The sequence below is a fragment of the Streptomyces clavuligerus genome, from assembly GCF_005519465.1.
GTDB classification, from domain to species: domain Bacteria; phylum Actinomycetota; class Actinomycetes; order Streptomycetales; family Streptomycetaceae; genus Streptomyces; species Streptomyces clavuligerus.
Map to the genome: position 1 here is coordinate 2,294,557 of NZ_CP027858.1, position 26,012 is coordinate 2,320,568.

20 protein-coding genes are annotated in these 26,012 nt (G+C 73.2%); 11 read left to right on the forward strand and 9 right to left on the reverse strand.

What is annotated here, in order from left to right; genetic code table 11:
- Positions 1 to 691 precede the first annotated feature (691 nt).
- Positions 692 to 2,248 (forward strand): hypothetical protein, encoded by a 1,557-nt coding sequence (locus CRV15_RS09265; protein WP_003961621.1) that lies wholly within the window; start codon positions 692 to 694, stop codon positions 2,246 to 2,248.
- Positions 2,249 to 2,409: 161 nt separating this feature from the next.
- Here CRV15_RS09265 and CRV15_RS09270 read toward each other — a convergent pair whose 3' ends face one another.
- Positions 2,410 to 3,462: an NAD(P)-dependent alcohol dehydrogenase gene (locus CRV15_RS09270; RefSeq protein ID WP_003954892.1), complete on the reverse strand. Its 1,053-nt coding sequence runs from the start codon at positions 3,460 to 3,462 to the stop codon at positions 2,410 to 2,412.
- A 229-nt stretch (positions 3,463 to 3,691) separates the two neighbouring features.
- On the reverse strand, positions 3,692 to 4,936 hold the full coding sequence (locus tag CRV15_RS09275; RefSeq protein ID WP_003961619.1) for a L,D-transpeptidase: 1,245 nt from the start codon (positions 4,934 to 4,936) through the stop codon (positions 3,692 to 3,694).
- Positions 4,937 to 5,188: 252 nt separating this feature from the next.
- Between CRV15_RS09275 and CRV15_RS09280 the strand changes: the two genes are divergently transcribed.
- Positions 5,189 to 5,623, forward strand: a complete 435-nt coding sequence (locus tag CRV15_RS09280) for a hypothetical protein (RefSeq protein WP_003954894.1) — start codon at positions 5,189 to 5,191, stop codon at positions 5,621 to 5,623.
- Between the two features lie 106 nt (positions 5,624 to 5,729).
- Here the strand turns inward: CRV15_RS09280 and hutH are convergent, their stop codons facing one another.
- The 5 genes from hutH to CRV15_RS09305 form a co-directional block, all read right to left on the reverse strand.
- Positions 5,730 to 7,277: a histidine ammonia-lyase gene (hutH, locus tag CRV15_RS09285; RefSeq protein ID WP_003961618.1), complete on the reverse strand. Its 1,548-nt coding sequence runs from the start codon at positions 7,275 to 7,277 to the stop codon at positions 5,730 to 5,732.
- A 655-nt stretch (positions 7,278 to 7,932) separates the two neighbouring features.
- Positions 7,933 to 9,267, reverse strand: coding sequence for a sensor domain-containing diguanylate cyclase (locus CRV15_RS09290; protein ID WP_003961617.1), 1,335 nt, complete (start codon positions 9,265 to 9,267; stop codon positions 7,933 to 7,935).
- A gap of 200 nt (positions 9,268 to 9,467) precedes the next feature.
- Positions 9,468 to 10,262 (reverse strand): enoyl-CoA hydratase-related protein, encoded by a 795-nt coding sequence (locus tag CRV15_RS09295; protein WP_003961616.1) that lies wholly within the window; start codon positions 10,260 to 10,262, stop codon positions 9,468 to 9,470.
- Positions 10,263 to 10,429: 167 nt separating this feature from the next.
- The gene (locus CRV15_RS09300) at positions 10,430 to 11,578 is read right to left on the reverse strand and encodes an adenylate/guanylate cyclase domain-containing protein (RefSeq protein ID WP_003961615.1); all 1,149 of its coding nucleotides are present in this window, start codon (positions 11,576 to 11,578) and stop codon (positions 10,430 to 10,432) included.
- 217 nt (positions 11,579 to 11,795) lie between these two features.
- Positions 11,796 to 12,662 (reverse strand): biotin--[acetyl-CoA-carboxylase] ligase, encoded by an 867-nt coding sequence (locus tag CRV15_RS09305; RefSeq protein ID WP_009997388.1) that lies wholly within the window; start codon positions 12,660 to 12,662, stop codon positions 11,796 to 11,798.
- A 461-nt stretch (positions 12,663 to 13,123) separates the two neighbouring features.
- On the opposite strand from CRV15_RS09305, the gene CRV15_RS09310 reads away from it, so the two are divergent.
- The 6 genes from CRV15_RS09310 (at position 13,124) to CRV15_RS09330 (ending at position 19,105) form a co-directional block, all read left to right on the forward strand.
- The gene (locus CRV15_RS09310) at positions 13,124 to 14,779 is read left to right on the forward strand and encodes an acyl-CoA carboxylase subunit beta (RefSeq protein WP_003954901.1); all 1,656 of its coding nucleotides are present in this window, start codon (positions 13,124 to 13,126) and stop codon (positions 14,777 to 14,779) included.
- 44 nt (positions 14,780 to 14,823) lie between these two features.
- Positions 14,824 to 15,030, forward strand: a complete 207-nt coding sequence (locus CRV15_RS09315) for an acyl-CoA carboxylase epsilon subunit (protein ID WP_003954902.1) — start codon at positions 14,824 to 14,826, stop codon at positions 15,028 to 15,030.
- 242 nt (positions 15,031 to 15,272) lie between these two features.
- Positions 15,273 to 15,401: a morphogenic membrane protein MmpB gene (gene mmpB, locus CRV15_RS37380; protein ID WP_009997385.1), complete on the forward strand. Its 129-nt coding sequence runs from the start codon at positions 15,273 to 15,275 to the stop codon at positions 15,399 to 15,401.
- A gap of 12 nt (positions 15,402 to 15,413) precedes the next feature.
- On the forward strand, positions 15,414 to 16,028 hold the full coding sequence (locus CRV15_RS09320; RefSeq protein ID WP_003954904.1) for a Maf family protein: 615 nt from the start codon (positions 15,414 to 15,416) through the stop codon (positions 16,026 to 16,028).
- A gap of 399 nt (positions 16,029 to 16,427) precedes the next feature.
- A complete protein-coding gene (locus CRV15_RS09325; RefSeq protein ID WP_003954905.1) occupies positions 16,428 to 18,182 on the forward strand; it encodes an acetyl/propionyl/methylcrotonyl-CoA carboxylase subunit alpha in 1,755 nt (584 codons plus the stop codon).
- Positions 18,183 to 18,502: 320 nt separating this feature from the next.
- Positions 18,503 to 19,105: a TetR/AcrR family transcriptional regulator gene (locus CRV15_RS09330; protein ID WP_003954906.1), complete on the forward strand. Its 603-nt coding sequence runs from the start codon at positions 18,503 to 18,505 to the stop codon at positions 19,103 to 19,105.
- A gap of 86 nt (positions 19,106 to 19,191) precedes the next feature.
- Here CRV15_RS09330 and CRV15_RS09335 read toward each other — a convergent pair whose 3' ends face one another.
- Both CRV15_RS09335 and CRV15_RS09340 read right to left on the reverse strand, forming a co-directional pair.
- The gene (locus CRV15_RS09335) at positions 19,192 to 20,166 is read right to left on the reverse strand and encodes a DeoR/GlpR family DNA-binding transcription regulator (RefSeq protein WP_003954907.1); all 975 of its coding nucleotides are present in this window, start codon (positions 20,164 to 20,166) and stop codon (positions 19,192 to 19,194) included.
- A gap of 207 nt (positions 20,167 to 20,373) precedes the next feature.
- Positions 20,374 to 21,894, reverse strand: coding sequence for an NAD(P)H-quinone dehydrogenase (locus CRV15_RS09340; RefSeq protein WP_009997384.1), 1,521 nt, complete (start codon positions 21,892 to 21,894; stop codon positions 20,374 to 20,376).
- A 363-nt stretch (positions 21,895 to 22,257) separates the two neighbouring features.
- On the opposite strand from CRV15_RS09340, the gene CRV15_RS09345 reads away from it, so the two are divergent.
- The 3 genes from CRV15_RS09345 (at position 22,258) to CRV15_RS09355 (ending at position 26,009) form a co-directional block, all read left to right on the forward strand.
- Positions 22,258 to 22,695, forward strand: coding sequence for a gamma-glutamylcyclotransferase family protein (locus CRV15_RS09345; RefSeq protein ID WP_003954909.1), 438 nt, complete (start codon positions 22,258 to 22,260; stop codon positions 22,693 to 22,695).
- 540 nt (positions 22,696 to 23,235) lie between these two features.
- Positions 23,236 to 24,054, forward strand: coding sequence for a purine-nucleoside phosphorylase (locus CRV15_RS09350; RefSeq protein WP_003954910.1), 819 nt, complete (start codon positions 23,236 to 23,238; stop codon positions 24,052 to 24,054).
- Positions 24,055 to 24,362: 308 nt separating this feature from the next.
- Positions 24,363 to 26,009 (forward strand): phospho-sugar mutase, encoded by a 1,647-nt coding sequence (locus CRV15_RS09355; RefSeq protein WP_003954911.1) that lies wholly within the window; start codon positions 24,363 to 24,365, stop codon positions 26,007 to 26,009.
- The last annotated feature ends 3 nt before the right edge of the window (positions 26,010 to 26,012 follow it).

Here is a 26,012-nt window from a genome sequence, read left to right on the forward strand (position 1 = left end):
ATTCGGGAGCCTGCAAGGTTCCGCGATTCGGGCGGCCTGTGGACCTGCCCGGCAATGGACCCGATGGGCCCCCGATCTTCGAGGCTCGCCCCAAGGTGGCTGCCTGAAGCCGTGGAGCTGGCTGCCCAGCCGCCAAGGGTTTCTCTCCGGATCTGGCGCGCTGCCTTGATCTCGTCACATGGGAGCCCTCGCGGCTGATGACGGCGGGCCACACGGCCTCCGTGACGATCTCTCCGAGCAGCGGGCGCGTGGCCTCCCACGCATCACACGGGGTGTGGCTCCCGCCATCCGCTGATGCGTGCGGAGGCAAGCATTCGGCGCAGTGAGGTGGGCGTCCACGGCTGGCCCGCCGGGTGACGGCATCACGCTCCTGCCGGTTCCGGCAGGAGCGGATACTCGAAAGGCTCTCGCTCGCCGGAACGGGCCGGGGCGCGGGCGGTTACACCGCGCCCCGGCCCGGGCCGACGCCGCCAGTAGGGTTGTCGCCGTGGGGAGCAGCGAGCGACAGGCACAGCGGACCGGACACGGCACGGCGGCGGAGTCGGGGGCGGCGGGGCAGGAGGCGCCGGCGGGGTCGGGGGTACCCGGACAGTGCTCCGGGGAGTGCGGAGCCGGTCACGGTCCGTCGTCGTCCGAGCGGGCGGCCGGGGGGACGGGTTCCGCACGGGGCTGGGCGTCGGCAGCCTGGCGTGTGCCGGTCTTCGTGACGGCGGCCGTCGTACCGCTGTATCTGGTGTGGGCGCTCTGGCTGGCCACCGGCGGCGGCGATCTCGCCGCGCAGTTCGCCTGGACCCGTTTCGCCCAGGACCACTCCGGGTCGGCGTACAACCTCTCCTGGTACGGGGGGATGCACACCGTCAACTACAGCGTGCTGGCTCCCCCGCTCATGGCGCTGTTCGGCGTGCGGACGGTCTCCGTCGCCGCCGGTCTGCTGGGGACCTGGGCGCTGGCCGCCCTCGTCGTCCGCAGCGGGGTGCGCGCGCCGCTGTGGCCCGCGCTGATGGGCGCGGTCGTCGTCTGGTGCAATCTCGCGTCCGGCCGGACGACCTTCGCACTCGGTCTCGCGATCGGGCTGCTCGCGCTGTTGTGCGTCCGCAGGCCCGTACCGGCGGCCGTCGGCGCGGCCCTGGCCACGCTGGCGAGCCCGGTCGCCGGGCTCTTCCTGGTGGTGGCGGGCGCCGCGTACCTCCTCGACCGGCGCCCGCGGGTCGCGGTGGCGCTGCTGCTGCCGCCCGCCCTGGTGGTGGGGGTGACGACGGTCCTCTTCCCGTTCTCCGGGGAGATGCCGATGCCGGCGGGGAAGCTGTGGCTGCCGCTGCTGGTCTCCGCCGCCGTGGTGCTGGCCGCCCCGCGCGCGTGGCCCCTGGTGCGCTACGGCGCCGGGATCTACGGCGTGGGTGTGGTGCTGACGTTCTTCATCCCGACACCGATCGGGACGAACGTGGAACGCCTCGCCGGGCTCGCGGGGCCCGTGGTGCTGCTGGCGGCGGTGCTGACCGTGTCCGCGGGGGTGCCGAGGTCCGCGTGGCCGAGCCGGTCCCGGGCCGGCCTGGCCCGGCTGCTGCTGGTCGCGGTCCTGGTGGTGAACGTCTCCTGGCTCGCCGACAAGACCGAGGACGACCTCGGTGTCTCCACCGCGGTCCCGGCGTGGGCGCAGCACACGGACGGCGTGGTGCGGGAGCTGGAGCGGCTCGGTGCCGAGCGGACCCGGGTGGAGGTGGTCCCGGCGCGCAACCACCGGGAGGCCACCGTCCTCGCCCCGCACATCAATCTGGCCCGCGGCTGGAACCGTCAGCTCGACAAGGAGCGGGGACGGCTCTTCTACGACGGCTCGCTGACCGAGGAGAGCTACCGGCAGTGGCTCGACCGCTGGGCGGTGGGGCTCGTGGTGCTGCCGCACGGCCGGATCGACGGTCCGGCCCTCGGCGAGGCGGAGATCGTCCGGAGTGAGCCCGCGTGGCTGGAGAAGGTCTGGTCCGACGAGGGCTGGACCATCTACCGGGTCGCGGACGCGGTGCCGCTGGTCTCCCCGCCCGCCGCGGTGGTCAGCGGTGACGCCGGGGAGCTGGTGGTGCGGATGCCTTCGGCGGGTTCGGTGACCGTGCGGGTGGCGTACTCGCCCTGGCTGCGGGCCGAGGGGGCCTGTCTGCGCGAGGAGGGCGAGTACACCCGGCTGACGGTGGAGCGCGCCGGGGACTACCGGCTGGAGTCCGGCTACCGGCTGCCCGGGACGGGCGACGGCTGCTGACCTCCCCCGGGGCGGACCTGACCAGCGCCCCCGGCGAACCCCGGCCGACCTGACGAGCGCTCCCGGCGCGTGCCCCCGGCGACCCGGCGGACCTCCCGAGGCCCGCCGGGGCCGGACTTCGGGCGCCCGCCGGGGCCGACTTGGGCGCGCGCCGGGGCCCGTCAGATCGTCGCGGCGTCTATCACAAAGCGATAGCGCACATCGCTCGCGAGCACCCGCGCGTACGCCTCGTTGATCTGCTCCGCCCGGATCACCTCGACGTCGGAGGTGATCCCGTGCTCGGCGCAGAAGTCCAGCATCTCCTGGGTCTCCGCTATCCCGCCGATGTTCGACCCCGCGAGGGAGCGGCGGCCCTCGATCAGATCGAAGAGTTCCAGTTCGACGGGGACCTCGGGCGCGCCCAGGTGCACCAGGGTCCCTTCGGTCCGCAGCAGCTTCAGATATCTGCCCAGCGGCAGCGGCGCCGAGACCGTCGAGATGATGAGGTCGAAGCTCCCCGCCAGCTTGTCGAACGTCTCCTCGTCGGCGGTGGCGTAGTAGTGGTCGGCGCCCAGCCGCAGCCCGTCGTCCTTCTTCTTCAGGGTCTGGCTCAACACGGTGACCTCGGCCCCCAGCGCGTGGGCGATCTTCACCCCCATGTGCCCGAGGCCGCCGAGACCGACGATGGCGATCTTCTTGCCCGGTCCCGCCTTCCAGTGGACGAGCGGGGAGTAGAGCGTGACTCCGGCGCAGAGCAGCGGCGCCGCGGCGGCCAGCGGAAGGTTCTCGGGTATCCGCAGGGTGAACGATTCGTCGACCACGATGTGGGTGGAGTAGCCGCCGTAGGTCAGCTCGCCGTACCGGTCGCGGTCGTTGTAGGTGCCGACGTGGCGGGGGCAGTACTGCTCCTGTCCCGCCCGGCATTCGTCGCACGCGCCGCAGGCCTCGACCATGACGCCGACGCCGACCCGGTCACCGGCGGCGAAGCGGGTGACGGCGGGGCCGGTCGCCACCACGACGCCCGCGATCTCATGGCCGGGGACCATCGGATAGGTGCCCGCGCCCCAGCCGTCCGTCACCTGGTGGATGTCGGAGTGGCAGATCCCCGCGTACTTGATCTCGATCAGTACATCGCGGTCGCGCAGCGGACGGCGGGGGATGGTGGTGCGTTCGAGCGGAGCCTTGGCGGCGGGCGCGGCATAGGCGCCGACCGTGCTGAAGTCGGTGATGGTCATGGCCCCACCCTGAACGATCAACGGCTCCCGGCACAGCCCCGTCAAGCGAAAACGCAGCACCGCGTCAAGAACGCAGCACCGCGTCGAGAACGCAGCACCGCGTCGAGAACGCAGCATCGCGTCAAGAACGCACCAGCACTTCCAGCGTCCGGCACGGCACCGGGGCGGCGTCTCCGCGAGGGAGGCACCGCCCCGGTACCGGGGAGCCGGTGGGGGAATCAGTGGGGGATCAGACGGCGGAGCCGGCCTTCCACTGGGCCCAGCCCATGTTCCAGCCGTTCAGGCCGTTGTCCGGGGCGATGGTCTTGTCCTGGGAGTTCTTGACGATCACCACATCGCCGAGCAGCGAGTTGTTGTAGAACCAGGCACCGGGCTTACCGGGGTTGCCGGCGCCCTGCGCATCCTCCAGGCCGACACAGCCGTGGCTGGTGTTGGCGCCGCCGAAGATGCCCCGGCCGCCCCAGTAGTTGCCGTGGATGAAGGTGCCGGAGGTGGAGAGCCGCATCGCGTGCGGGACGTCCTTGATGTCGTACTCGCCGCCGAAACCGACCGTGGCGCCGTTCATCCGGGTCTCCTTGTACTTCTCGGAGATCACCATCTGCCCGTTGTAGGTGGGCGTGGAGGGGGCGCCCGCGGAGATCGGGATGGTCCGGACGGTCTTGCCGTCCCGTTCGACCTTCATGGTCTTGGTGGCGACGTCGACGGTCGAGACCTGGTTGCGGCCGACCTTGAAGTTCACCGTCTTCTGCTGCACCCCGACGACGCCGGGGGAGCCCTCGACCCCGTCCAGGCCCAGCTTCAGGGTGACGGTGGTGTTCGGCTTCCAGTAGTTCTCCGGGCGGAAGTCCAGGCGCTGGTTGTTGAACCAGTGCCCGACGATCTCCTGACCGCCGGTGGAGGAGACGGTGATCGCGGACTGTACGGCCTTGCGGTCCGCGATCGGCTTGTTGAAGTTGATCGAGACCGGCATCCCCACACCGACCGTGGTGTCGGCCTCCGGGGTGAAGTTGCCGATGAAGCTGTTGGACGGGGAGACCGTGGTGAAGGAGCTGTTCTCGTGGGCCGTCAGCCCGGCGTCGTCCTTCGCCTTCGCGGAGAGCTGGTAGGAGGTGGAACGCTCCAACTGCTCGTCGGGCTGCCAGCTCTTGGCGTCGGCGGCCAGGGTTCCCTTGACCGGGGCGCCGCTCTCCGTGGTGAGCGCGACCTCGATGAGCCTCCCCTCGCTGACGGTCACCTTGCCCGCGTTGTTGATGCTCGCGTTCGTGGCGCCGTTCTTCGGCGCTATGGCTATTCGCGCCTTCGAGACCTTCTTGGCGGCGGCCTTGTCGACCTGTGCCTGGGACTGCGGCGAGGAGTCCTTGGCCTGATCGTCGCCGCCCCCGCAGGCCGACAGCACCAGCACTCCGCTGAGCACCGCTGCCGCGGCGGCCACACCCCGGCGCCGCTTGCTGTCCGTCATCACACGCTTCTCCATCGTCGCCGATTCCCCTGGACCGAACTACCTACTTGAACACCCATATCGGGCCACGCGGTTTCATTTCCCCGGGCGATGTGGGGAACGCCACTCTCGCCTTCCCTGTCTCCGGGCAACCATCCGGGTCCACCATCTTCCCTGGCACCGCCGCGCAGTCCTACGCCGGGACGGCTATCCCCGGATTTTCCCTGCCGCGCACCTCTCACTACCATCTGCGCATCCGGTCAACTCCAGGACGCCTCAAGGGAGATCGTGTCCGTTTCCGTCGCGCGTCGACCTCTACTCACCGCAACCGCCGCGGGAACCCTGCTGTGCGCGCTGTGGTTCGTTCCGTCAGCGAACGCCTCCGCCGAGCAGGGCGCCGTCCCGGAGAGACAGCGGCAGATCACCACCGTCGGCGGCGACCGCACCGCCGCCGACGACGGCACGGACGGCACCGCCGCCACGGGCGGGACGAACGGGATGAAAAGGGCGGACGGGACGGACGGCGCGCGGGGCACCGGGGACATCGACCGGGCGGGCCTCGTCCGCGGGTCCGACGGTGTGACGACCGCTCAGCGGCTGCGGCTCGCGGAGACCGGCAGCTTCGACACCACCCCGTATCTCGTCGGTGGCACCGCCTTCCTCGGGGTCGGCATCGGCTTTGTGACGTACGCGGTGCGGCGGCGCGACTCCTCGCCGATGTGACGGCCGCGGGGGCGGTGCGCCGGGCCGCCGGGAAAGCGGCCGGGGGCCGGTCCGGGCAGGGACCGGCCCCCGGCCGTACGGGGTACCGCCGGGGACGCGGCGGGGCTCAGGCGAGCGGGCCCGTGACGCGCTCCACGGCCGCCACGAGCCGCCCGTCCCGGACGAACACCTCGGCCGCCTCCAGCTCCGGGGCGAGGAAACGATCCGGCCCGGGGCCCTCGACACCGGCGGCGCGCAGCGCGTCGACGGCCGCCCGGGAGGCGGGCGCGGGGGTCAGCCCCCGGCGCAGCTCGACGCCGCGCGTCGCCGCGTACAGCTCGATGGCGAGCACCCGGCCGAGGGCGTCGACGGCGGTCCGCAGCTTGCGCGCGGCGGACCAGCCCATCGAGACATGGTCCTCCTGCATCGCGGAGGACGGGATCGAGTCGGCGGACGCGGGCACGGCGAGCCGTTTCATCTCGCTGACCAGGGCGGCCTGGGTGTACTGGGCGATCATCAGCCCCGAGTCCACGCCCGGGTTCTCGGCGAGGAAGGGCGGGAGGCCGTGGCTGCGGTTCTTGTCGAGAAGCCGGTCGGTGCGGCGTTCCGCGATGGAGGCCAGGTCGGCGGCGGCGATCGCGAGGAAGTCGAGGGCGTAGGCGACGGGCGCGCCGTGGAAGTTGCCGTTGGACTCCACCCGGCCGTCGTGCAGGACCACGGGGTTGTCGACGGCGGCGGCCAGCTCGCGGTCGGCGACCAGCCGGGCGTGGGCGACGGTGTCCCGGCCCGCGCCCGCCACCTGCGGGGCGCAGCGCACGGAGTACGCGTCCTGCACCCGGGGCGCCTCGTCCTGCTGGAAGTGGCCGGTGAGTCCGGAGCCCTTGAGCACGGCGCTCATATTGGCGGCGGCGGCGGCCTGTCCAGGGTGGGGACGGACGGCGTGCAGTTCGGGCGCCAGGACCCGGTCGGTGCCGAGCAGGGCTTCGAGGCTGAGCGCGGCGGTGATGTCGGCGGAGGTGTAGAGGAGCTGGAGGTCGGCGAGGGCCAGGACCAGCATGCCGAGCATGCCGTCGGTGCCGTTGAGGAGGGCGAGGCCCTCCTTCTCCCGCAGTTCCACGGGGGTGATGCCGTGTTCGGCGAGGAGTTCGGCGGCGGGGCGGAGCCTGCCGTCGGGGCCCTCGGCCTCGCCCTCGCCCATCAGCGCCAGCGCGCAGTGGGAGAGGGGGGCGAGGTCTCCGGAGCAGCCGAGGGAGCCGTACTCGTGGACGACGGGGGTGATTCCGGCGTTCAGCAGGGCGGCCATGGAGTCGGCGACCTCGGGGCGTACGCCGGTATGCCCGGAGCAGACCGTTTTCAGCCGCAGGAACATCAGCGCCCGGACCACCTCGCGTTCGACGTGCGGCCCTATGCCCGCGGCGTGCGAACGGACGATGTTGCGCTGGAGCCTGGCGCGCATCTCGGGGCCGATGTGGCGGCTGGCGAGGGCGCCGAAGCCGGTGGAGACGCCGTAGACGGGCTCGGGGGTGGCGGCGAGCGTGTCGACGATGGAACGGGCGGCGGCGAGGGCGGTGCGGGCCTCGGCCGAGATCTCGACCCGGGCGCCTTCGCGTGCCACGGCAACGACGTCATCGGCGGTGGTACCGGACGTCCCCACCACGACGGTATGCATATCCATATTCAGCAGCGTACGGATTGAATTGCTGCATGTCACCAGGGGAAAACGGGGGTGATCCCGGCCCTTGGGACCGGCTCCGGCGGCACTTCGGCACCGCTCCGGCACCGCGTCGGCACCGGGGCGGGACCGCACGGCGGTGCACAGGCGACGCGCAGGCAATGCGCGCGGCGGCGCTCGCCCGGGACGCGGACGGGCACGGACGGACGCGGACGGGCACGGGACCGGGGCACGGGGCCGGGGCACCCGGCAGCGCACGCGCACCCGCGCCGGCACCGGCACCGGCACCGGCACCGCGGACCCGGGGACGGCCCGGACGGAGCCGTCCACCACTCCGGCCCGGCTCCGGAAGCCCCTCGCACCCGAGGGTCACGGCCCCGGCGGCCACACGGGCGCGGCACGGGCGGGACGCACGGCGGTGCGCGGGGCGGGACGAGCGGAGTACAGGGCGGCGCGGCCCGGGACACGGACGGGCACGGGCCGGGCACGAGGCGGGGGCACCTGGCAGCGCACGCGGACCCGGGGACCCGGGGACGGCTCGGGCGCAGCCGTCCACCACCCCTCCCCGAGGTGGAAAACCCTCGCACCCGAGGAACACGACACCCGGCGGCACGACGTACACGACGTCACGACGTCACCAGCGGACGCCGGCACCGGACTACGGTTCGCTCCAGGGCTCATCCGGGATGTCCAGAACATCCGGAACGTCATCGCCGTGCCGGCCGTCGGCGCCGTGCGGGTCACGGGGATCGCGGGCATCGCGCGGGCCGTCCGGCGGCGAGCCGCGGAAGGCGCGGCGCTCGCGCTCCGGGTGGGGCGGCGGGGTGTCCGCCAGCCGGAGCACCGCGCCGTCCCGCCCCGCGACGACCGGGTCGGGCGAGCGGGCGGCCTTCGCCCGGTACTGCGCGGCGTCCGCCAGCCGGAACAGCCGGCGGGCGGTACGGATCGGGCCGATCGGGTCGCCCGTGGAGGCGACGCCGCACGCCACCCCCTCCCCCAGCTCCAACGCGGCGGCCCGGACACAGAGTTCCGCCGCGACCCGGACCACCTCGTCGGCGGAGGGGCCGACGGAGAGCAGACAGAACTCGTCACCGCCGAGCCGGGCGGCGAGCGCGCCGGGCAGCATCGCCCCGCAGAACGAGAGCACCGAGCCGAACCGTTCCAGCAGACGGTCGCCGACGGCGTGCCCCTGGGTGTCGTTCACCTGCTTGAGGCCGTTGAGGTCGCAGACGACCAGACTGACGACGGAGCCGTCCGCGCGATGGCGTTCCAGGGCCTCGTCGAGCCGAGTGTCGACGGCCCGGCGGTTGCCGAGGCCGGTCAGCGGGTCGGTGAAGGCGAGCCTCCGGACCTCCTCCAGGCGCTCGCTCTGGGCGATCCCGGAGGCGATGACCGAGGCGAGCACGGTGGCGAAATCCGTGTCCTCCCGGTCGAAGACGGGCGCGCCGAGGGGCCGGGCGACATACAGCTCGCCCCAGGCCCGCCCGTGCAGCACGATCGGCGCGACCACACAGCAGCCGCGCTCCCTGCGGCGCAGCGCGGCGGCCCGTCCGTCCGGCGGCGCGGAGGGGTGCCGGTACCCCTGCGACGGATTCTCGACGACGACGGGTCTCCCGACCCCGGCCGCCCCGGCTCCCCAGGAACCGCCCGTTCCGGGGTCGTCCGGCTCCGGAGCGGCGGTCTCGACCCAGGCGTCCGGTTCGCCGCCGCCCGCCCAGCGTTCGTGGAGGAATTCGGTGATCTCGGGGAAGCGGTTGACCGGGTAGGTCTCCGCTTCGGGGAACTCCTCCTCGTCCGGGGTCCGTTCACCCGCGTTGACCAGGACCTTGAGCCTGCCCCGCGCCCGCTCCCACACCGAGAGCGCGGCGAAGGAACCCCCCAGCGCGGAGCACGCGCCCAGCGCCGCGGCCCGCCAGAACTCCCGCGGGGTCTGCGCCGCCGCCATCGCCTGCGCCAGTGCCACAACGGCTCGCAGCCGCCGATCCTCAGCCATCAAACCAGCTTAGGGAGGATTGGCGTGTTTTGATCGGTGAAGCCGGTGCGGATTCCATCGTTCCGGCCGTTCCGCCGGACCACGCCCGCCCCGGGCCAGGCACGGGCCCAGGCAGGAGCCCAGGCGCGGACACAGCCACGGCCGGGGACACGGCCCCGGCCACCGCCGGGGCAGCGACCGGGAGCCGGGGCCGGGGGGCGTCACTCCCCGGGCCACACCGGCTTCCGCTTCTCGTTGAAGGCGGCCACGCCCTCCGCGCGGTCGCCGGAGAACGCGACCGAGCGCCAGGCCGCGTCCTCGACCTCAAGACCGGAGCGCAGATCGAGCCCCTGCCCCAGCCGCAGGGCCCGCTTCGCGGCGCGCAGCCCCACCGGCGAGTTCGCGGCCATCCGGGCGGCGAGCGCCAGCGCCTCCGTGCGGGCGTCGTCGCCGAGTTGGTCGACGAGGCCCAGCTCCCGGGCCTCCTTCGCCGCCACCCTGCGGGCCGTGTAGACCAGCTCGGCCGCCCGCGCCGCACCGACCCGGCGGGGCAGGAGCTGCGTCCCGCCGCCGCCGGGGACCACGCCGACGGACACCTCCGGCAGCCCCACCACCGTGGTGGCGTCGGCCACGATCACATCGCAGGAGAGCGCCAGCTCGAAGCCGCCGCCGAGGGCGAAGCCGTGCACCGCCGCGAGCGCGGGCATCGGCAGCTCCAGCACCCCCGTGTACGCGGCCCTGGCCAGCGGCCGCTGCCGCCGCAGCTCCTCGTCCGAGAAGCCGTTGCGCTCCTTGAGGTCCGCTCCGACGCAGAACGCGCGGTCGTTGGACGAGGTGAGAACGGTGACCCGGACGGCGCTCTCCCCGGCGAGCGCGGCACAGGCGGCGGTGATCGACCGGGCCATCCCGGTGGAGACCGCGTTCAGCGCCTCGGGCCGATCGAGGACCAACTCGGCGACATGGCCATGGGTACGGACCAGGACGTGCTCGCCGAACCGCTGCTCGGACACGGACATGGGGCACCCTCCCGGTTAACGACGGTTCACCATCCTGACCCGGATCATAGGCCCACCCTCCGGCGGCCGGTCCAGCCCCGTACCGGCCCCGCGGGGCCCACCGGTCGGGGGCCGGACGGAAACGGCCGCGCGGAAACGGACTGATCCGTGGCGGCTCGGACAGGCCGTCAGCGGCGGCGCGCGAGCAGCCAGGGCTCGACGACCCCGAGCCCCCGGACGGGCCGCTGCCACATCGGCTGGAGCGAGAAGCGGTACCCGGGCGGCGCCTCGCCCTCCTTCTCCGCCGCCGCGGCCTCCTCGGCCGCCTGCGCCTCCGACTTCGGCGCGTCGCCGGTCCGGATCAGCTCCTCGGCGAAGGCGCCGTCCACCAGCACCGCGTCCTTGGGCGCTATCGAGGTGAGCCGGCTGGCCAGATTCACGGTGGTCCCGAAAACATCGCCCATCCGGGTGGTGACCGTCCCGAAGGCGATGCCCACCCGCAGCGCGGGCATGGTCTCGTCCTGTGTCATCGCGTCGATCAGCCGGAGCGCGATCTCGGACGCCGTCCCGGCGTCGTCCGCCGCGTACAGCACCTCGTCGCCCAGGGTCTTGATCAGCCGTCCGCCGTACCCGGCCACCAGGTCGGCGGCCGTGGTCTCGAAGGACTCGACCAGCTCGCCCAGCTCCTCCTCCTCCAGGCGGCGGGTGAGCCGGGTGAAGCCGACCAGGTCGGCGAAGCCGACGGCGAGCCTGCGGTCGACCATCTCCTCGTCGTCGGCGGCCTGGACCACCCGGCCGGTCGCCGCCGCGAGCTGGCGGCGCCAGACATAGCGGAGGAACTCCTCCAGCTCGGGCAGGAGCAGCTCGATCAGCGGATAGGTGACCTCGGTCCGGGTCATTCCCGGCTCGGGCGGCTCGGTCAGCCCCTCCAGGAAGGAGTCGATCTGCCACTCCGCGAGCCGGGCGGTGGTCTGGCCGGTGGAGCGCGCCACCTGGATCGCCATCGGCTCGCTGAGCAGCCCCGCCTCGACCAGGCCCGCCAGCCGCCGCAGCGCCAGGACGTCGGCCTCGGTGAGCGCCTTGGCCTGGCCGATGTCGGCGAAGCCCATGGCCCGCCAGAAGCGGGACGCCAGCTCCATCGAGACACCGGCGGTCCGGGCGGCCTGGAAGGGGGTGTAGCGGCGGTCCGCGCCGAGGATGAGCTGTTCCAGCCGGATGGCGAGGGGGTCGTCGGTCGGCTCGGCCGTGTGGTCGACGGCGTGGTGGGGCATCGGATGCGCGGACCGGGCGGACCCTCCTGGCGCACCCGCGCCGGACGTGGACGGTTCGCCGGTCACCAGCCGCCTCCTGCCCGTTCCCTGCCCACTGTCCTGCCGTTTCTCGTTCTGTCGCCCGACCGCCTCAACGATACGGCAGGTGTGCCCTAGCTCACGTCCGGGCGCCTGCCGAGGTTCATCGGGTGGCCGACGGAGGGGGCGTCCCCGGGCCCCGGGTACGGGGCGGAGCGGTCCGGCGCCCCTGCCCCGTACCCGCCCGTCCCACCCTGCCGGACGCTCACCCGGCGGGGCGCAGATGGACGATGTCCCCCGCGCCGACCGCCTCGCGGGTCCCGTCCTCCATGGCCAGAACCAGCCGTCCGGCACCGTCCAGGGCCACCGCCTCACCGGTCAGCGAGCGGTCCCCGGGCAGTTCGGCCCGGACGGTGCGGCCGAGGGTCGCGCACCCGGCCGCGTACGCCTCCTGGACCCGGGAGGCCAGGGGGTCGCCACCGGCCCCGCGCCACTGGCCGTACCAGTGCTCCAGGGCCCGCAGCACGGCCCTGAGCAGGGGATCGCGGTCGGTGGACACGGCACCGGCCAGGGCGAGCGAGCCCGCCGCCGGGACGGGCAGCTCCTCGGCCCGCAGCGAGACATTGACGCCGATGCCGACGACCACGGTGTCCTCGCCCGCCCGCTCGGCGAGGACGCCGCCGGCCTTGCGTTCCTCCCCGTCCACGGTCACCAGCAGGTCATTGGGCCATTTGAGGGACGTGTCCACTCCGGCGGCCCGGCTCAGCCCGGTCGCCACCGCGACCCCGGCGAGCAGCGGCAGCCAGCCCCAGCGCTCGACGGGCACCTCGGGGCCCGGTCGCAGCGCCACCGAGAAGAAGAGCCCCGAGCGGGGCGAGGCGGTCCAGACCCGGTCCAGCCTGCCCCGTCCGGCGGTCTGTTCCTCGGCGACCAGGACCGCCCCCTCCACCGCGGGCGGGGAGCCCGTCACCGCGGCGGCCAGGTCGGAGTTGGTGGAGCCGGTGGCGGGGACCACGTCCACGGAGGTCCACAGACCGCCGGGGCGGAGCAGGGCACGGCGCAGCGCGGTGGCGTTCAGCGGTGGCCGGTCCAGGTCGGACCAGCGGTTCCCGGGCGCATCGGATGGCGTCATGCAAGCCAGGTTAGGTGTGGTGAACACCGCACTGCCGAACGGTATCCGCGCCGATACGCTACGGGTCGGTAGCAAGGGTTTCGGGGCCGGTCCGGACATATTCCGTGCGTCCCGCCCCGGCTGCCGTACGACAGCCGGCGCAGCACCGGCGGACGCAGGACCGGAACAGAGCACCGCGAGCAGCCGCACCACCGCAGACATCACGACAGCAGCCGCACCACCGCAGACATCAGGCCACCCGACCGACCGACAGCAGACGCCGCGACAGCCGACGTCACCACAGCAGACGCATCGGCAGCCGACGTCACCCCAGCAGACCGACCGACAGCAGACACACAGCAGACACACCGACCGCAGAGCACCCAGCCCGCCCAGACGCCCGCAGCACAGCCGCACCGCAGCTCAGCCGCACCGCGACTCAGCCGCCGTCGGCGCTGACCAGCCAGGGGAGCCGCATCCCGATGTCCCAGCCGGAACAGGTCCAGGGAGGGAACGCGAAGAGCGCCGAGTCCGCCACGCCCTTCGCCCCCGCCCATCGGCCGACCGATATCCACACCACCGCCGGGAAGATCGCCGATCTCCGGCGCCGCGTCGACGAGGCCGCGCACGCGGGCTCCGCGCGCGCGGTGGAGAAGCAGCGCGCCAAGGGCAAACTGACCGCGCGCGAACGGATCGATCTGCTGCTGGACGAGGAGTCGTTCGTCGAGTTCGACGAGCTGGCCCGGCACCGTTCCACCGGCTTCGGCCTGGAACGGACCCGTCCGTACGGGGACGGCGTGGTCACCGGCTACGGCACGGTCGACGGCCGCCCGGTCGCCGTCTTCTCCCAGGACTTCACGGTCTTCGGCGGCGCGCTCGGCGAGGTCTTCGGCCAGAAGATCATCAAGGTGATGGACTTCGCGCTGAAGACGGGCTGTCCGGTGATCGGGATCAACGACTCCGGCGGGGCCCGGATCCAGGAGGGGGTGAGCGCCCTCGGGATGTACGGCGAGATCTTCCGGCGCAACACCCACGCCTCCGGGGTGATCCCGCAGATCTCGCTGGTCGTGGGGCCGTGCGCGGGCGGCGCCGTCTACTCCCCCGCCATCACCGACTTCACCGTGATGGTGGACCGGACCTCGCACATGTTCATCACGGGCCCGGATGTGATCAAGACGGTCACCGGCGAGGACGTGGGCTTCGAGGCGCTGGGCGGGGCCCGTACCCACAACACCGCCTCGGGCGTGGCCCACCATCTGGCGGCGGACGAGAAGGACGCCGTCGAGTATGTGAAGTCGCTGCTCTCCTATCTCCCGTCCAACAACCTCTCCGAGCCGCCCGCCTTCCCGGAGGAGGCCGATCTGCGGCACTCCCCCGAGGATCTGGAGCTGGACGGGCTGATCCCGGACAGCGCGAACCAGCCCTACGACATGCACACCGTGATCGAACATGTGCTGGACGAGGGCGAGTTCCTGGAGACGCAGACGCTGTTCGCGCCGAACATCCTCACCGGCTTCGGCCGGGTGGAGGGCTTCCCGGTCGGGGTGGTGGCCAATCAGCCGCTCCAGTTCGCGGGCTGTCTGGACATCAACGCCTCGGAGAAGGCGGCCCGCTTCGTCCGCACCTGCGACGCGTTCAACATCCCGGTGCTGACCTTCGTCGACGTGCCCGGCTTCCTCCCCGGCGTCGACCAGGAGTACGGGGGGATCATCCGCCGGGGCGCCAAGCTGATCTACGCCTACGCGGAGGCGACGGTTCCGCTGATCACGGTCATCACCCGCAAGGCGTTCGGCGGCGCGTACGACGTGATGGGCTCGAAGCATCTGGGCGCGGATCTCAACCTCGCCTGGCCGACCGCCCAGATCGCCGTCATGGGCGCCCAGGGCGCGGTCAACATCCTGCACCGGCGCACCATCGCCGAGGCCGGGACGGCCGAGGAGCAGGAGGCCCGGCGCGCGGAGCTGATCCAGGAGTACGAGGACGCACTGCTCAATCCGTACACAGCGGCTGAACGCGGCTATATCGATGCGGTGATCGCGCCGTCCGACACCCGGGGGCAGATCGTCCGGGGACTGCGGCAGCTACGGACCAAACGGGAGAGCCTGCCGCCCAGGAAACACGGCAACATCCCGCTGTGAGCCGGGCGACGGGCCCGGCCCCCACCGAGCGGAGGGACGACACGATGATCAGGGTGGTACGCGGCAACCCCACGCCGGAGGAGCTGGCCGCCGCGCTCGCGGTGGTGCGCGCCCGGGCGGCGGCGACGGCGGAGGCCGGGGACGGCCCGGCGGGGCCGCCGGAACAGTGGTCGGACCCGGCGCGGATCGCCCGCAGCCACCGCCCGCGGCCGGGCCCGCGGGCGTGGGCCCGCACCTACTGGCCGGTCTAGGCGGACCCGGAACGGCCCGGGGCGGGACGGGCGCACCACGGCCGCGCCCCGCCCGGCACCACGGCCGGGCCTCTCGCGGTACCGGGGCCGGGCCCGGGGCTCTCCTCGTGCTGGCGGGCGCCCGGCCGGGCCGGTTATCACGCGATGGCTTGCGCCCGGCGGCACCCTGTGTCCAAGGTCCCGGGCGGCTTGAGTACCCGTACTCAGGCGCGCCCCCGCCACCCGGCGCCACCATCGGAAACATGCTGTGGTCCGACCCGGAGGACGAACCTCCCGAGGAGATGCGTGAGACGCAGGCCATGATGCGTCGCGCGGGCCTGTTGCTTGCACTGGCCATGGTGCTGGGGATGTTCGTCGTCGGTCTGCGCTGAGCGCGGCCTACCATGGCGGGCATGACCGCCCGAACCCCCCGCCTGGTACTCGCATCCGCATCGCCCGCCCGTCTCCGTCTGCTGCGGAACGCGGGCTTCGCGCCCGAGGTCGTCGTCAGCGGTGTCGACGAGGACGCCCTGACCGCGCCGACCCCCGCCGAGCTGGCCCTGGTGCTCGCCGAGGCGAAGGCGGCGGTCGTCGCCGCCCGTCCCGAGCTGGCCGGAGCACTGGTCATCGGCTGTGACTCGGTACTGGAGCTGGACGGGGAAGCCCTCGGCAAGCCCAAGGACGCCGAGGAGGCGACGGCCCGCTGGAAGGCGATGCGCGGCCGCACCGGAGTGCTCCAGACCGGCCACTGTGTGACCGACACCGCCACCGGACGGATCGCGTCCGCCACCGCGTCCACGACGGTCCGCTTCGGGGAGCCGACGGACGCGGAGGTCGCCGCGTATGTCGCCACCGGGGAGCCGCTCCAGCTCGCGGGCGCGTTCTCCCTGGAGGGGAAGTCGGCCCCGTTCATCGACCGGATCGAGGGCGACCACGGCAATGTCATCGGCCTCTCGCTGCCGCTGCTGCGGAGGCTGCTGGCCGAGCACGGCCGCTCGGTGACCGAGTTCTGGGCCTGATCACCGGCCCGGCGCGGAGCGCGGCCGACCCCTCACCACCGGTGCACACGGGCGGGACTCCACCGGTGCGCGGGGGCGGGACCGGGCCCGGCCGAGAGGCACAACCGCGCCGTACCGCGCCCTCGAACGCGCCGGAGCGTGGGGGAAACGCCCATGGTCCATTCGTAGACACCCCACAAAGAAACACGTCGGGCCGCTGGGCTCCCTAACAGAGACCCGCACCGCGCAAGAGGGCTACGCTGCCAGAAGGAAGCCCGTCGCGCCGTGGTGCGACAAGGGATTTCGCGACTTGCGCGAGCCTCGAATCACGCTCCGTGTGGGCAAGCTCACCAATGGGGACGGGTCGAAAGGCCGTGTCGGTAGTCCCTAAACTCAGCTTGTTTCAAGGAGGGAGCCATCGTGCGCAAGGTGCTCATCGCCAACCGTGGCGAAATCGCTGTCCGCGTTGCCCGTGCCTGCCGGGATGCCGGAATCGCGAGCGTAGCCGTCTACGCCGACCCGGACCGGGACGCCCTGCACGTCCGCGCGGCAGACGAGGCGTTCGCCCTGGGCGGTGACACTCCGGCCGCCAGCTATCTGGACATGGGCAAGGTGCTCCAGGCCGCCCGGGACTCCGGAGCGGACGCCATCCACCCCGGCTACGGATTTCTCTCCGAGAACGCCGAGTTCGCCCAGGCCGTCCTGGACGCCGGGCTGATCTGGATCGGCCCCCCGCCCTCCGCGATCCGCGACCTCGGCGACAAGGTCGCCGCCCGCCATATCGCCCAGCGCGCGGGAGCCCCCCTGGTCGCCGGGACCCCCGACCCCGTCTCCGGGGCCGACGAGGTCGTCGCCTTCGCCCGGGAGAACGGACTCCCCATCGCGATCAAGGCCGCCTTCGGCGGCGGCGGACGCGGCCTCAAGGTCGCCCGCACCCTCGAAGAGGTCCCCGAGCTGTACGACTCCGCCGTCCGCGAGGCCGTCGCCGCCTTCGGCCGCGGCGAGTGCTTCGTCGAGCGCTACCTCGACAAGCCCCGCCATGTCGAGACCCAGTGCCTGGCCGACCAGCACGGCAACGTGGTCGTCGTCTCCACCCGCGACTGCTCGCTCCAGCGCCGCCACCAGAAGCTCGTCGAGGAGGCCCCCGCGCCCTTCCTGACGGACGCGCAGAACGCCGAGCTGTACCGCGCCTCCAAGGCCATCCTCAAGGAGGCCGGCTACGTCGGCGCGGGCACCGTCGAGTTCCTCGTCGGCCTCGACGGCACCATCTCCTTCCTGGAGGTCAACACCCGCCTCCAGGTCGAGCACCCCGTCACCGAGGAGGTCACCGGCCTCGACCTCGTCCGCGAGATGTTCCGCATCGCCGTCGGCGAGGAACTCGGCTACGACGACCCGCCGGTGCGCGGCCACTCCTTCGAGTTCCGCATCAACGGCGAGGACCCGGGCCGCGGCTTCCTGCCCGCCCCCGGCACCGTGACCGTCTTCAACCCGCCCACCGGCCCCGGCGTCCGCCTCGACGCCGGTGTCGAGTCCGGCAGCGTCATCGGCCCCGCCTGGGACTCCCTCCTCGCCAAGCTGGTCATCACCGGCGCCACCCGGGAACAGGCCCTCCAGCGCGCCGCCCGCGCCCTGGCCGAATTCCAGGTCGAGGGCATGGCCACCGCCATCCCCTTCCACCGCGCCGTCGTCACCGACCCGGCCTTCACCAGCGACCCCTTCCGGGTCCACACCCGCTGGATCGAGACCGAGTTCGTCAACGAGATCCCCGCCTTCACGGTGCCCTCCGCGCCGGAGGCCGAGGACGAGCCCGGCCGGGAGACCGTCGTCGTCGAGGTCGGCGGCAAGCGCCTGGAGGTCTCGCTGCCCTCCTCGCTGGGCATGACCCTGGCCCGCACCGGCCTCGCCGCGGGCGCCCGTCCCAAGCGCCGCGCCGCGAAGAAGTCCTCCGCCGCCGCCTCCGGCGACACCCTCGCCTCCCCCATGCAGGGCACCATCGTCAAGGTCGCCGTGGAGGAGGGGCAGGAGGTCCAGGAGGGCGACCTCATCGTGGTCCTGGAGGCCATGAAGATGGAACAGCCCCTCAACGCCCACCGCGCGGGCACCGTCAAGGGCCTCAGCGCCGAGGTCGGCGCCGCCGTCTCCTCCGGCGCCCCCATCTGCGAGATCAAGGACTGAGCCGCGGGAACGGATCGCCGTTCCCGCGCCCGACGGCCCGTGCCGCCCGGATCACCCCGGGCGGCACGGGCCGTCGCCGTGTCCGCGCCCCCTCCGTCGCACCGCCGCGCGCGGCGTCCTCGTACGGCCGCCGCACCGCCCTGACGCGGCGGCCGTACCACCCGCGGAGGCCGCTCGTACAGCCGCCGTACCGCAGCCGTCGGCGCCGCTGTTTCCCCCGTCCGTCAAGGAGTTCGGCTTCCCCGGGAGCCGGGGCCCCCTCGGTGGCATCCTGGCCTCCTGGCCGGGAGGCCCGGAGAGACCCCAGAGAGGACCGCGGGATGGCGACACCGACGGCAGGCACGGCCCGCCCCATGCGGGCGGACGCCCGACGCAACTACGAGCGGCTGCTCACCGAGGCCCGTGCCGTCTTCGCCGAGCGGGGCACGGACGCCTCGCTGGAGGAGATCGCCCGCCGCTCGGGCGTCGGCATCGGCACGCTCTACCGCCACTTCCCCAACCGTCAGGCGATCATGAACGCGGTCTTCCGGGAGGCGGCCGAGGCCCTGCTCGACCACTCCCGCGAGCTGGCGTACGCGGAGCGCCCGCGTACAGCGCTGATGGAGTGGCTGCGCGCCCTCATCACCCATGCGAGTGAGTACCGGGGGCTGTCCCGGGCGCTGATGTCCGCCTCGCAGGACGCGAGTTCGGCGCTCTCGCCGTGCTGTGTACCGCTGCACCAGGCGGGGGAGCGGCTGCTCGACCGGGCGCGGGAGGCGGGGGCGGTGCGCGATGACGTGTCCATCGGCGATCTGATGCAGCTCACCAACGCCGTCGCGCTGGCCGCCGAGCAGTCGCCGGACGATCCCGCGCTCCCCGACCGCCTCCTGAATCTCACCGTGCGGGGCCTGGCGCCCGGCCCCGGACCCGCCGAGGCCGTCTGACGCCTCCGGCCCGGAGCCCCGCAGGGCAGGACCGAAACAGACCGAACCAGACCTGAGTGGCCCGGGTCGGACCGGTTCGGTTCGGTTCAGCGGCGGCGGAGGTCCGCCATCCGGGCCACCCGTTCCATGGAGCCGCCGGGACCCGGGGCCGTCCCCGGCTCCAGACCGCCCGCCGGGCCCAGCCGCGCCGGTCCGGGCCCGGCCCCGCCCCGGGTCCTGCGCTGCCCCGGCAGCGGCATCTCACGGCGCTGCGGCCGGACCTTCTCCGACTCGGCGGAGGAGGCCGGAGCCTGGGCGGCGGCCGACGGGGACACCGGGACCCCCGCCACCGTGATCTGCACCCCCTGGTCCGCCAGGGCCTGCAACTCGGTCGACGCCCGCTCGTCATGGGCCGGTGGCTCGTCCGTCACCAGCCGGGTGATCACATCCGTGGGCACGGTCTGGAACATCGTGTCGGCGCCGAGCTTGGTGTGGTCGGCGAGCACCACCACTTCCGCCGCCGCCTGCACCAGCGCCCGATCGACGCTGGCGGAGAGCATGTTGGAGGTGGAGAGGCCCCGTTCGGCGGTCAGCCCGCTGCCGGAGAGGAAGGCGCGGGAGACCCTGAGCCCCTGGAGGGACTGCTCCGCCCCGCTGCCCACCAGCGCGTAGTTGGAGCCGCGCAGCGTCCCCCCGGTCATGACGACCTCGACCCGGTTGGCGTGGGCGAGGGCCTGTGCGACCAGCAGGGAGTTGGTGACGACGGTGAGACCGGGCACCCGGGCGAGCCGGCGGGCCAGCTCCTGGGTGGTGGTTCCCGCGCCGACGACGATCGCCTCGCCCTCGTCGACGAGGCCCGCGGCGAGATCGGCGATCGCCGTCTTCTCCGCGGTGGCGGACAGGGACTTCTGCGGAAAGCCGGACTCGCGGGTGAACCCGCCCGGCAATACCGCACCGCCGTGCCGGCGGTCGAGGAGTCCTTCGGCCTCCAGCGCCCGCACATCACGTCGTACGGTCACTTCGGAGGTCTGGACGACGCGGGCGAGCTCACGGAGGGACACGGCTCCGTTGGCCCGCACCATTTCAAGGATCAATTGGCGACGTTCTGCAGCGAACACGAAACTGACAGTAACCTGAGCGGCCGATAGTTTTCAGCAGTATGCGCCGAATAATAAGTAGTGCGCTCGCCGGGGACCGGCAAGTGGTATGAGCGAGCACACCCAGGGGATTCCGAACGGTCACGGCCCGGCCGAACGGCCGGGCCGCACCCGGGCGGGGCGCCGCTCCCGTCAGCCCTCGTCGGCGGCCTTCCGGGTCTGCAACTGCCGTGCGACCTCGGCAATCGACCCCGACAGCGAGGGATAGACGGTAAAGGCGTTGGCGATCTGCTCCACCGTCAGATTGTTGTCCACGGCGATCGAGATCGGATGGATCAGCTCACTCGCGCGGGGGGCCACCACACACCCGCCCACCACGATTCCCGTGCCGGGACGACAGAAGATCTTCACAAAACCATCGCGGATTCCCTGCATCTTCGCGCGGGGGTTGCGGAGCAACGGCAGCTTGACGACCCGCGCGTCGATCGTGCCCGCGTCCACATCCGCCTGGGTGCAGCCGATGGTCGCGATCTCCGGGTCGGTGAAGACATTCGCCGACACGGTCTTCAGATTGAGCGGGGTGACCGCGTCGCCCAGGAAGTGGTACATCGCGATCCGGCCCTGCATCGCGGCCACCGAGGCGAGCGCGAAGACCCCGGTGACATCACCGGCGGCGTACACGCCCGGGGCGCTGGTGCGGGAGACCCGGTCGGTCCAGATGTGGCCGGAGTCCTTGAGCCGGACACCCGCCTCCTCCAGGCCCATCCCGGCGCTGTTCGGGATCGCGCCGACCGCCATCAGACAGTGCGTCCCGGAGATCACCCGGCCGTCGGAGAGGGTCACCTCGACCCGGTCGCCGACCCGTCCCTCCGGGCCCGCGTCCGGCGAGGAGGGCCCCTGCGACGCGGCGCCGGGAATCCGCTTGACGGCCGCCGCGCGCGAGCGGGCCATGACGTTCATGCCCCGGCGGCGGAAGACGTCCTCCAGCACGGCGGCGGCGTCGGGGTCCTCGCCGGGGAGCACCCGGTCCCGGGAGGAGACGAGGGTGACGCGGGAGCCGAGCGCCTGGTAGGCACCGGCGAACTCGGCGCCGGTGACACCGGAGCCGACCACGATCAGCTCCTCGGGCAGCTCCTCCAGGTCGTAGACCTGGGTCCAGTTGAGGATGCGCTCGCCGTCGGGGAGGGCGTCCGGGATCTCCCGGGGGTGACCGCCGGTGGCGATCAGCACCGCGTCGGCGACAAGGGTCTCCTCGGTGCCGTCGGCGGCCCGGACGACGACCTTGCGGGAGCCGTCGGCGGCCTGCTGCCCCTCCAGCCGGCCCCGGCCGCGCACCACGCGGGCCCCGGCCCGGGTGACCGAGGCGGTGATGTCGTGCGACTGGGCGAGCGCGAGGCGCTTCACCCGGCGGTTGACCTTGCCGAGGTCCACACCCACGACCCGGGCGGAGGTCCCCGGCGGCGGACCCGCGGCGGAGCCCTCGTCGGACACGGTGTCCGCCACGATGATGCCCAGCTCCTCGTAGGAGGAGTCGAAGGTGGTCATCACCTCGGCCGTGGCGATGAGGGTCTTGGAGGGCACGCAGTCCGTCAGCACGGACGCGCCGCCGAGGCCGTCGCAGTCGACGACGGTCACCTCCGCGCCGAGTTGGGCGCCCACCAGGGCCGCCTCGTATCCGCCGGGTCCGCCGCCGATGATCACGATCCGGGTCACAGGGGTTACGCCTCGCGCTCTCGTTGCTGCGGGGGTGTCCCCGCGGGGCTGAGTCCCACTGGTGGGCTGGAATACGTACCCCATTGTCCCGCACGCATCAAGCTGCTCGCTCCCGGGGCCCACCCCGTGGACACGCGCCGCCCGCGGGGGTGCGCACGGCCCCGCCCGGAGGGGTGGCCGCGGACCCGCCGGACCAAGGACGGGGAGCCACGCCGGACCAAGGACGGGAGCCACGCCGGGAAGGGCCCCGTCCGGGGGCGTGGAGGCCGTCCGCCGCAGGCCCCGGCTGCCCCGGCCGCCCCTACTCCCCCGTAACACATCGGGAAACGCGGCCACCCGCGCCCCTCCCGTACCCTCGATCCCATGTCGCTCTACGCCGCGTACGCCGGCAACCTCGACGCGCGGCTGATGAGCCGCCGCGCACCGCACTCCCCGCTGCGCGGCACGGGCTGGCTCAACGGCTGGCGGCTGACGTTCGGCGGCGAGCAGATGGGCTGGGAGGGGGCGCTCGCCACCATCGTGGAGGCCCCGCGCTCGCAGGTCTTCGTCGCCCTCTACGACATCGCCCCGATGGACGAGGACTCGATGGACCGCTGGGAGGGTGTCGGCCTCGACATCTACCGGCGGATGCGCGTCCGGGTGCACACGCTGGACGGTGAGGAACCCGCCTGGGTGTATGTCCTGAACGGGTACGAGGGCGGGCTGCCGTCGGCCCGCTATCTGGGGGAGCTGGCCGACGCGGCGGATTCGGCGGGAGCGCCGCACGACTATGTGATGGAGCTGCGCAAGCGGCCCTGCTGACGGCACGGCGCCCACCGGCCCGTCCCGCGCGGGTCCGCCCGGGACACCCCCGGGCGCCCCTTCGCACGCCCCCGCGCACGCCTTTCCACTGCCATGCGCCCCTCGCCACTTCCACCTCTTCGGCGGAAGTGGCGAAAACTCATCGGGCGCGGGGCCGGCGCGCGCCGTGGAATGCCCGCCGGAAGCCCCGGGAAAGTCCGCCGCGCCCGGCTGTTGTCCTGCGAAATCCGTCCGCCGCGCCCGGGGTGCCGCGCGGGCTCGTTCGCGGAGTGTTTCCAGGCGGACGCGCCGCGTATGCGCCGGTATTCGCGCCGCGCCACTCCCCCGTCCGCTCCCCCGGTCCGGCGACACAATTCCGGGGTCCTTCCCGGGCCCTTCCCAGCGCCTTCCCGGCTTCTTCCAGCGGCGTTCCGGACAGCGTTGGGACGGTGTTCACGGAGCATTCGTCGGAAACGACAAGACAACGATCCGAGGACCTTGTACCACCGCATCTACGCGCGTAGGGAATCAGCGGTTACTCTCATTCGCGTGAACGCACATGTGAATCCGGACCTCGACGGCACCAGCGCCGATCCCCACCGGGCGGCCGGTGCCGCGGCTGCCCGTCTGCGCGAGCTGACCGGCGCCGAAACCCACGACGTCGCCCTGGTGATGGGCTCCGGCTGGGCCCCGGCCGTGGACGCGCTCGGCGCGCCCGAGGCCGAGTTCCCGGTGACCGAACTGCCCGGCTTCCCGCCGCCGGTGGTCGCGGGCCACGGCGGCAAGATCCGCTCGTACCGCATCGGTGACAAGCGTGCCCTGGTCTTCCTCGGCCGTACGCACTACTACGAGGGCCGGGGCGTCGCCCCCGTCGCCCACGGTGTGCGCACCGCCGTCGCAGCGGGCTGCAAGACCGTCGTCCTCACCAACGGCTGCGGCGGTCTGCGCGAGGGCATGCGCCCCGGGCAGCCCGTCCTGATCAGCGACCACATCAACCTCACGGCGACCTCGCCGATCGTGGGCGCGAACTTCGTCGACCTGACGGATCTGTACTCGCCGCGGCTGCGGACGCTCTGCAAGGACATCGACCCCTCGCTGGAGGAGGGCGTGTACGTGCAGTTCCCCGGCCCGCACTACGAGACCCCGGCCGAGATCAACATGGTGCGGGTCCTCGGCGGCGACCTGGTGGGCATGTCCACCGTCCTGGAGGCCATCGCCGCGCGTGAGGCGGGCGCCGAGGTGCTGGGCATCTCCCTGGTCACCAATCTGGCGGCGGGCATGAGCGGCGAGCCGCTCAACCATGAAGAGGTGCTCCAGGCCGGCCGCGACTCGGCCGCCCGCATGGGCGAGCTGCTGACGCGGGTGCTGGCCCGCATCTGACCGGCCCCGGCCGGTCGTCGCCCACGGCCCCCAGCCCCCTTGTCGCGAAGGCGGTGGCGGGCGCGGCGCGGCCGACGGCACGACCGGCTCCGGCAGCAGAGCACCGGGCACGTCCGGGCGGGACCGTTCCCGCCCGGACGTTCGCGTTGTCCCGGCCGTACCGCGGGTATACGTCGTCCCGGCCCCACCCCCGGGTGGACGTGGTCCCGGCCCCGTCCGGGTACCCGTTCCCGGCCGTGCCCGGGTCCGCGCGGACCCGGCACAGCAGGACCCAGCAGACAGAGCAGCAGGAGAAAAGGGGAGCGAGCGTGCAGCAGGACCAGGATCTCTTGGCGCGGGCCCGGACGTGGCTGGCCGAGGACCCGGACCCGGACACCCGGGCCGAGCTGGACCGCCTCATCGAGGCGGGCGACACGGCGGAGCTGGCCGACCGGTTCGGCGGCACCCTCCAGTTCGGCACCGCCGGACTCCGCGGCGAACTGGGCGCGGGCCCCATGCGGATGAACCGCTCCGTGGTCATCCGCGCCGCCGCGGGCCTCGCCGCGTATCTGCGGGCCCAGGGCCAGGGGGACGGCCTCGTCGTCATCGGCTACGACGCCCGCTACAAGTCGGCCGACTTCGCCCGGGACACGGCGGCGGTCATGGTCGGCGCGGGGCTGCGTGCCGCGCTGCTGCCCCGTCCGCTGCCGACGCCCGTCCTCGCCTTCGCGATAAGGGAGCTGGGCGCCGTGGCCGGGGTGGAGGTCACCGCCAGCCACAACCCGCCGCGCGACAACGGCTACAAGGTCTATCTGGGCGACGGCTCCCAGATCGTGCCCCCGGCGGACACCGGGATCGCGGCGGAGATCGCCGCGGTCCGCTCCCTGGCCGACGTCCCGCGCCCCGACTCCGGCTGGCAGGTCCTCGGCGACGAGGTCCTGGACGCCTATCTGGCCCGTACGGACGCCGTCCTCACCCCCGGTTCGCCGCGCACCGCCCGGGTCGTCCACACCGCGCTGCACGGGGTGGGCACGGCCGTGCTGACGGCCGCGTTCGCCCGCGCGGGCTTCCCCGAGCCGGTGCTCGTGGCGGAGCAGGCCGAGCCCGACCCGGCGTTCCCGACGGTGGCCTTCCCCAACCCGGAGGAGCCGGGCGCGATGGACCTCGCGTTCGAGACCGCCCGCCGGGTCCGGCCGGACATCGTGATCGCCAACGACCCCGACGCGGACCGCTGCGCCGTCGCCGTCCCCGACGGCGAGGACTGGCGGATGCTCCGCGGCGACGAGGTCGGCGCCCTGCTCGCCGCCCATCTGGTCCGGGGCGGCGCGCACGGCACCTTCGCCGAGTCGATCGTCTCCTCCTCGCTGCTGGGCCGGATCGCCGAGGCGGCCGGCGTCGGCCACGAGGAGACCCTCACCGGCTTCAAGTGGATCGCCCGGGTCGAGGGGCTGCGCTACGGGTACGAGGAGGCGCTGGGCTACTGCGTCGACCCCGAGGGCGTCCGGGACAAGGACGGCATCACGGCGGCGCTGCTCGTCGCCGAGCTGGCGTCCGTCCTCAAGGAGGAGGGCCGCACCCTCACGGACCTGCTGGACGAGCTGGCCGTGGCACACGGTCTGCACGCCACCGACCAGCTCTCGGTACGGGTGAAGGACCTCGGCATCATCGCGGACGCCATGCGCGCCCTGCGGTCCGCCCCGCCCGCCGAACTGGCCGGTCTCGCGGTGACCTCGGCCGAGGACCTGAGCGAGGGCAGCGCCGCGCTGCCCCCGACGGACGGTCTGCGCTACTACCTCGACGGCGCGTTCAAGGCCCGTGTGATCGTCCGCCCCAGCGGCACCGAGCCCAAGCTCAAGTGCTACCTGGAGGTCGTGGTCCCGGTCCCCGCCCCGGCCGGCCTCCCGGCGGCCCGGGAGCGCGCCACCGAGGTCCTCACCGCCCTGAAGCGCGACCTGTCGACGGCCGCGGGCATCTGACCC

Excerpts from the sequence above, each read along its gene's own strand:
- CRV15_RS09270 (WP_003954892.1), bottom strand. The coding sequence starts at position 3,462 with ATGACCATCACCGACTTCAGCACGGTCGGCGCCTATGCCGCGCCCGCC.
- CRV15_RS09275 (WP_003961619.1), bottom strand. The coding sequence starts at position 4,936 with ATGGAGAAGCGTGTGATGACGGACAGCAAGCGGCGCCGGGGTGTGGCC.
- hutH (WP_003961618.1), bottom strand. The coding sequence starts at position 7,277 with ATGGATATGCATACCGTCGTGGTGGGGACGTCCGGTACCACCGCCGAT.
- CRV15_RS09290 (WP_003961617.1), bottom strand. The coding sequence starts at position 9,267 with ATGGCTGAGGATCGGCGGCTGCGAGCCGTTGTGGCACTGGCGCAGGCG.
- CRV15_RS09295 (WP_003961616.1), bottom strand. The coding sequence starts at position 10,262 with ATGTCCGTGTCCGAGCAGCGGTTCGGCGAGCACGTCCTGGTCCGTACC.
- CRV15_RS09305 (WP_009997388.1), bottom strand. The coding sequence starts at position 12,662 with ATGACGCCATCCGATGCGCCCGGGAACCGCTGGTCCGACCTGGACCGG.
- CRV15_RS09310 (WP_003954901.1), top strand. The coding sequence starts at position 13,124 with ATGTCCCAGCCGGAACAGGTCCAGGGAGGGAACGCGAAGAGCGCCGAG.
- CRV15_RS09315 (WP_003954902.1), top strand. The coding sequence starts at position 14,824 with ATGATCAGGGTGGTACGCGGCAACCCCACGCCGGAGGAGCTGGCCGCC.
- mmpB (WP_009997385.1), top strand. The coding sequence starts at position 15,273 with ATGCTGTGGTCCGACCCGGAGGACGAACCTCCCGAGGAGATGCGTGAG.
- CRV15_RS09320 (WP_003954904.1), top strand. The coding sequence starts at position 15,414 with ATGGCGGGCATGACCGCCCGAACCCCCCGCCTGGTACTCGCATCCGCA.
- CRV15_RS09330 (WP_003954906.1), top strand. The coding sequence starts at position 18,503 with ATGGCGACACCGACGGCAGGCACGGCCCGCCCCATGCGGGCGGACGCC.
- CRV15_RS09335 (WP_003954907.1), bottom strand. The coding sequence starts at position 20,166 with ATGGTGCGGGCCAACGGAGCCGTGTCCCTCCGTGAGCTCGCCCGCGTC.
- CRV15_RS09345 (WP_003954909.1), top strand. The coding sequence starts at position 22,258 with ATGTCGCTCTACGCCGCGTACGCCGGCAACCTCGACGCGCGGCTGATG.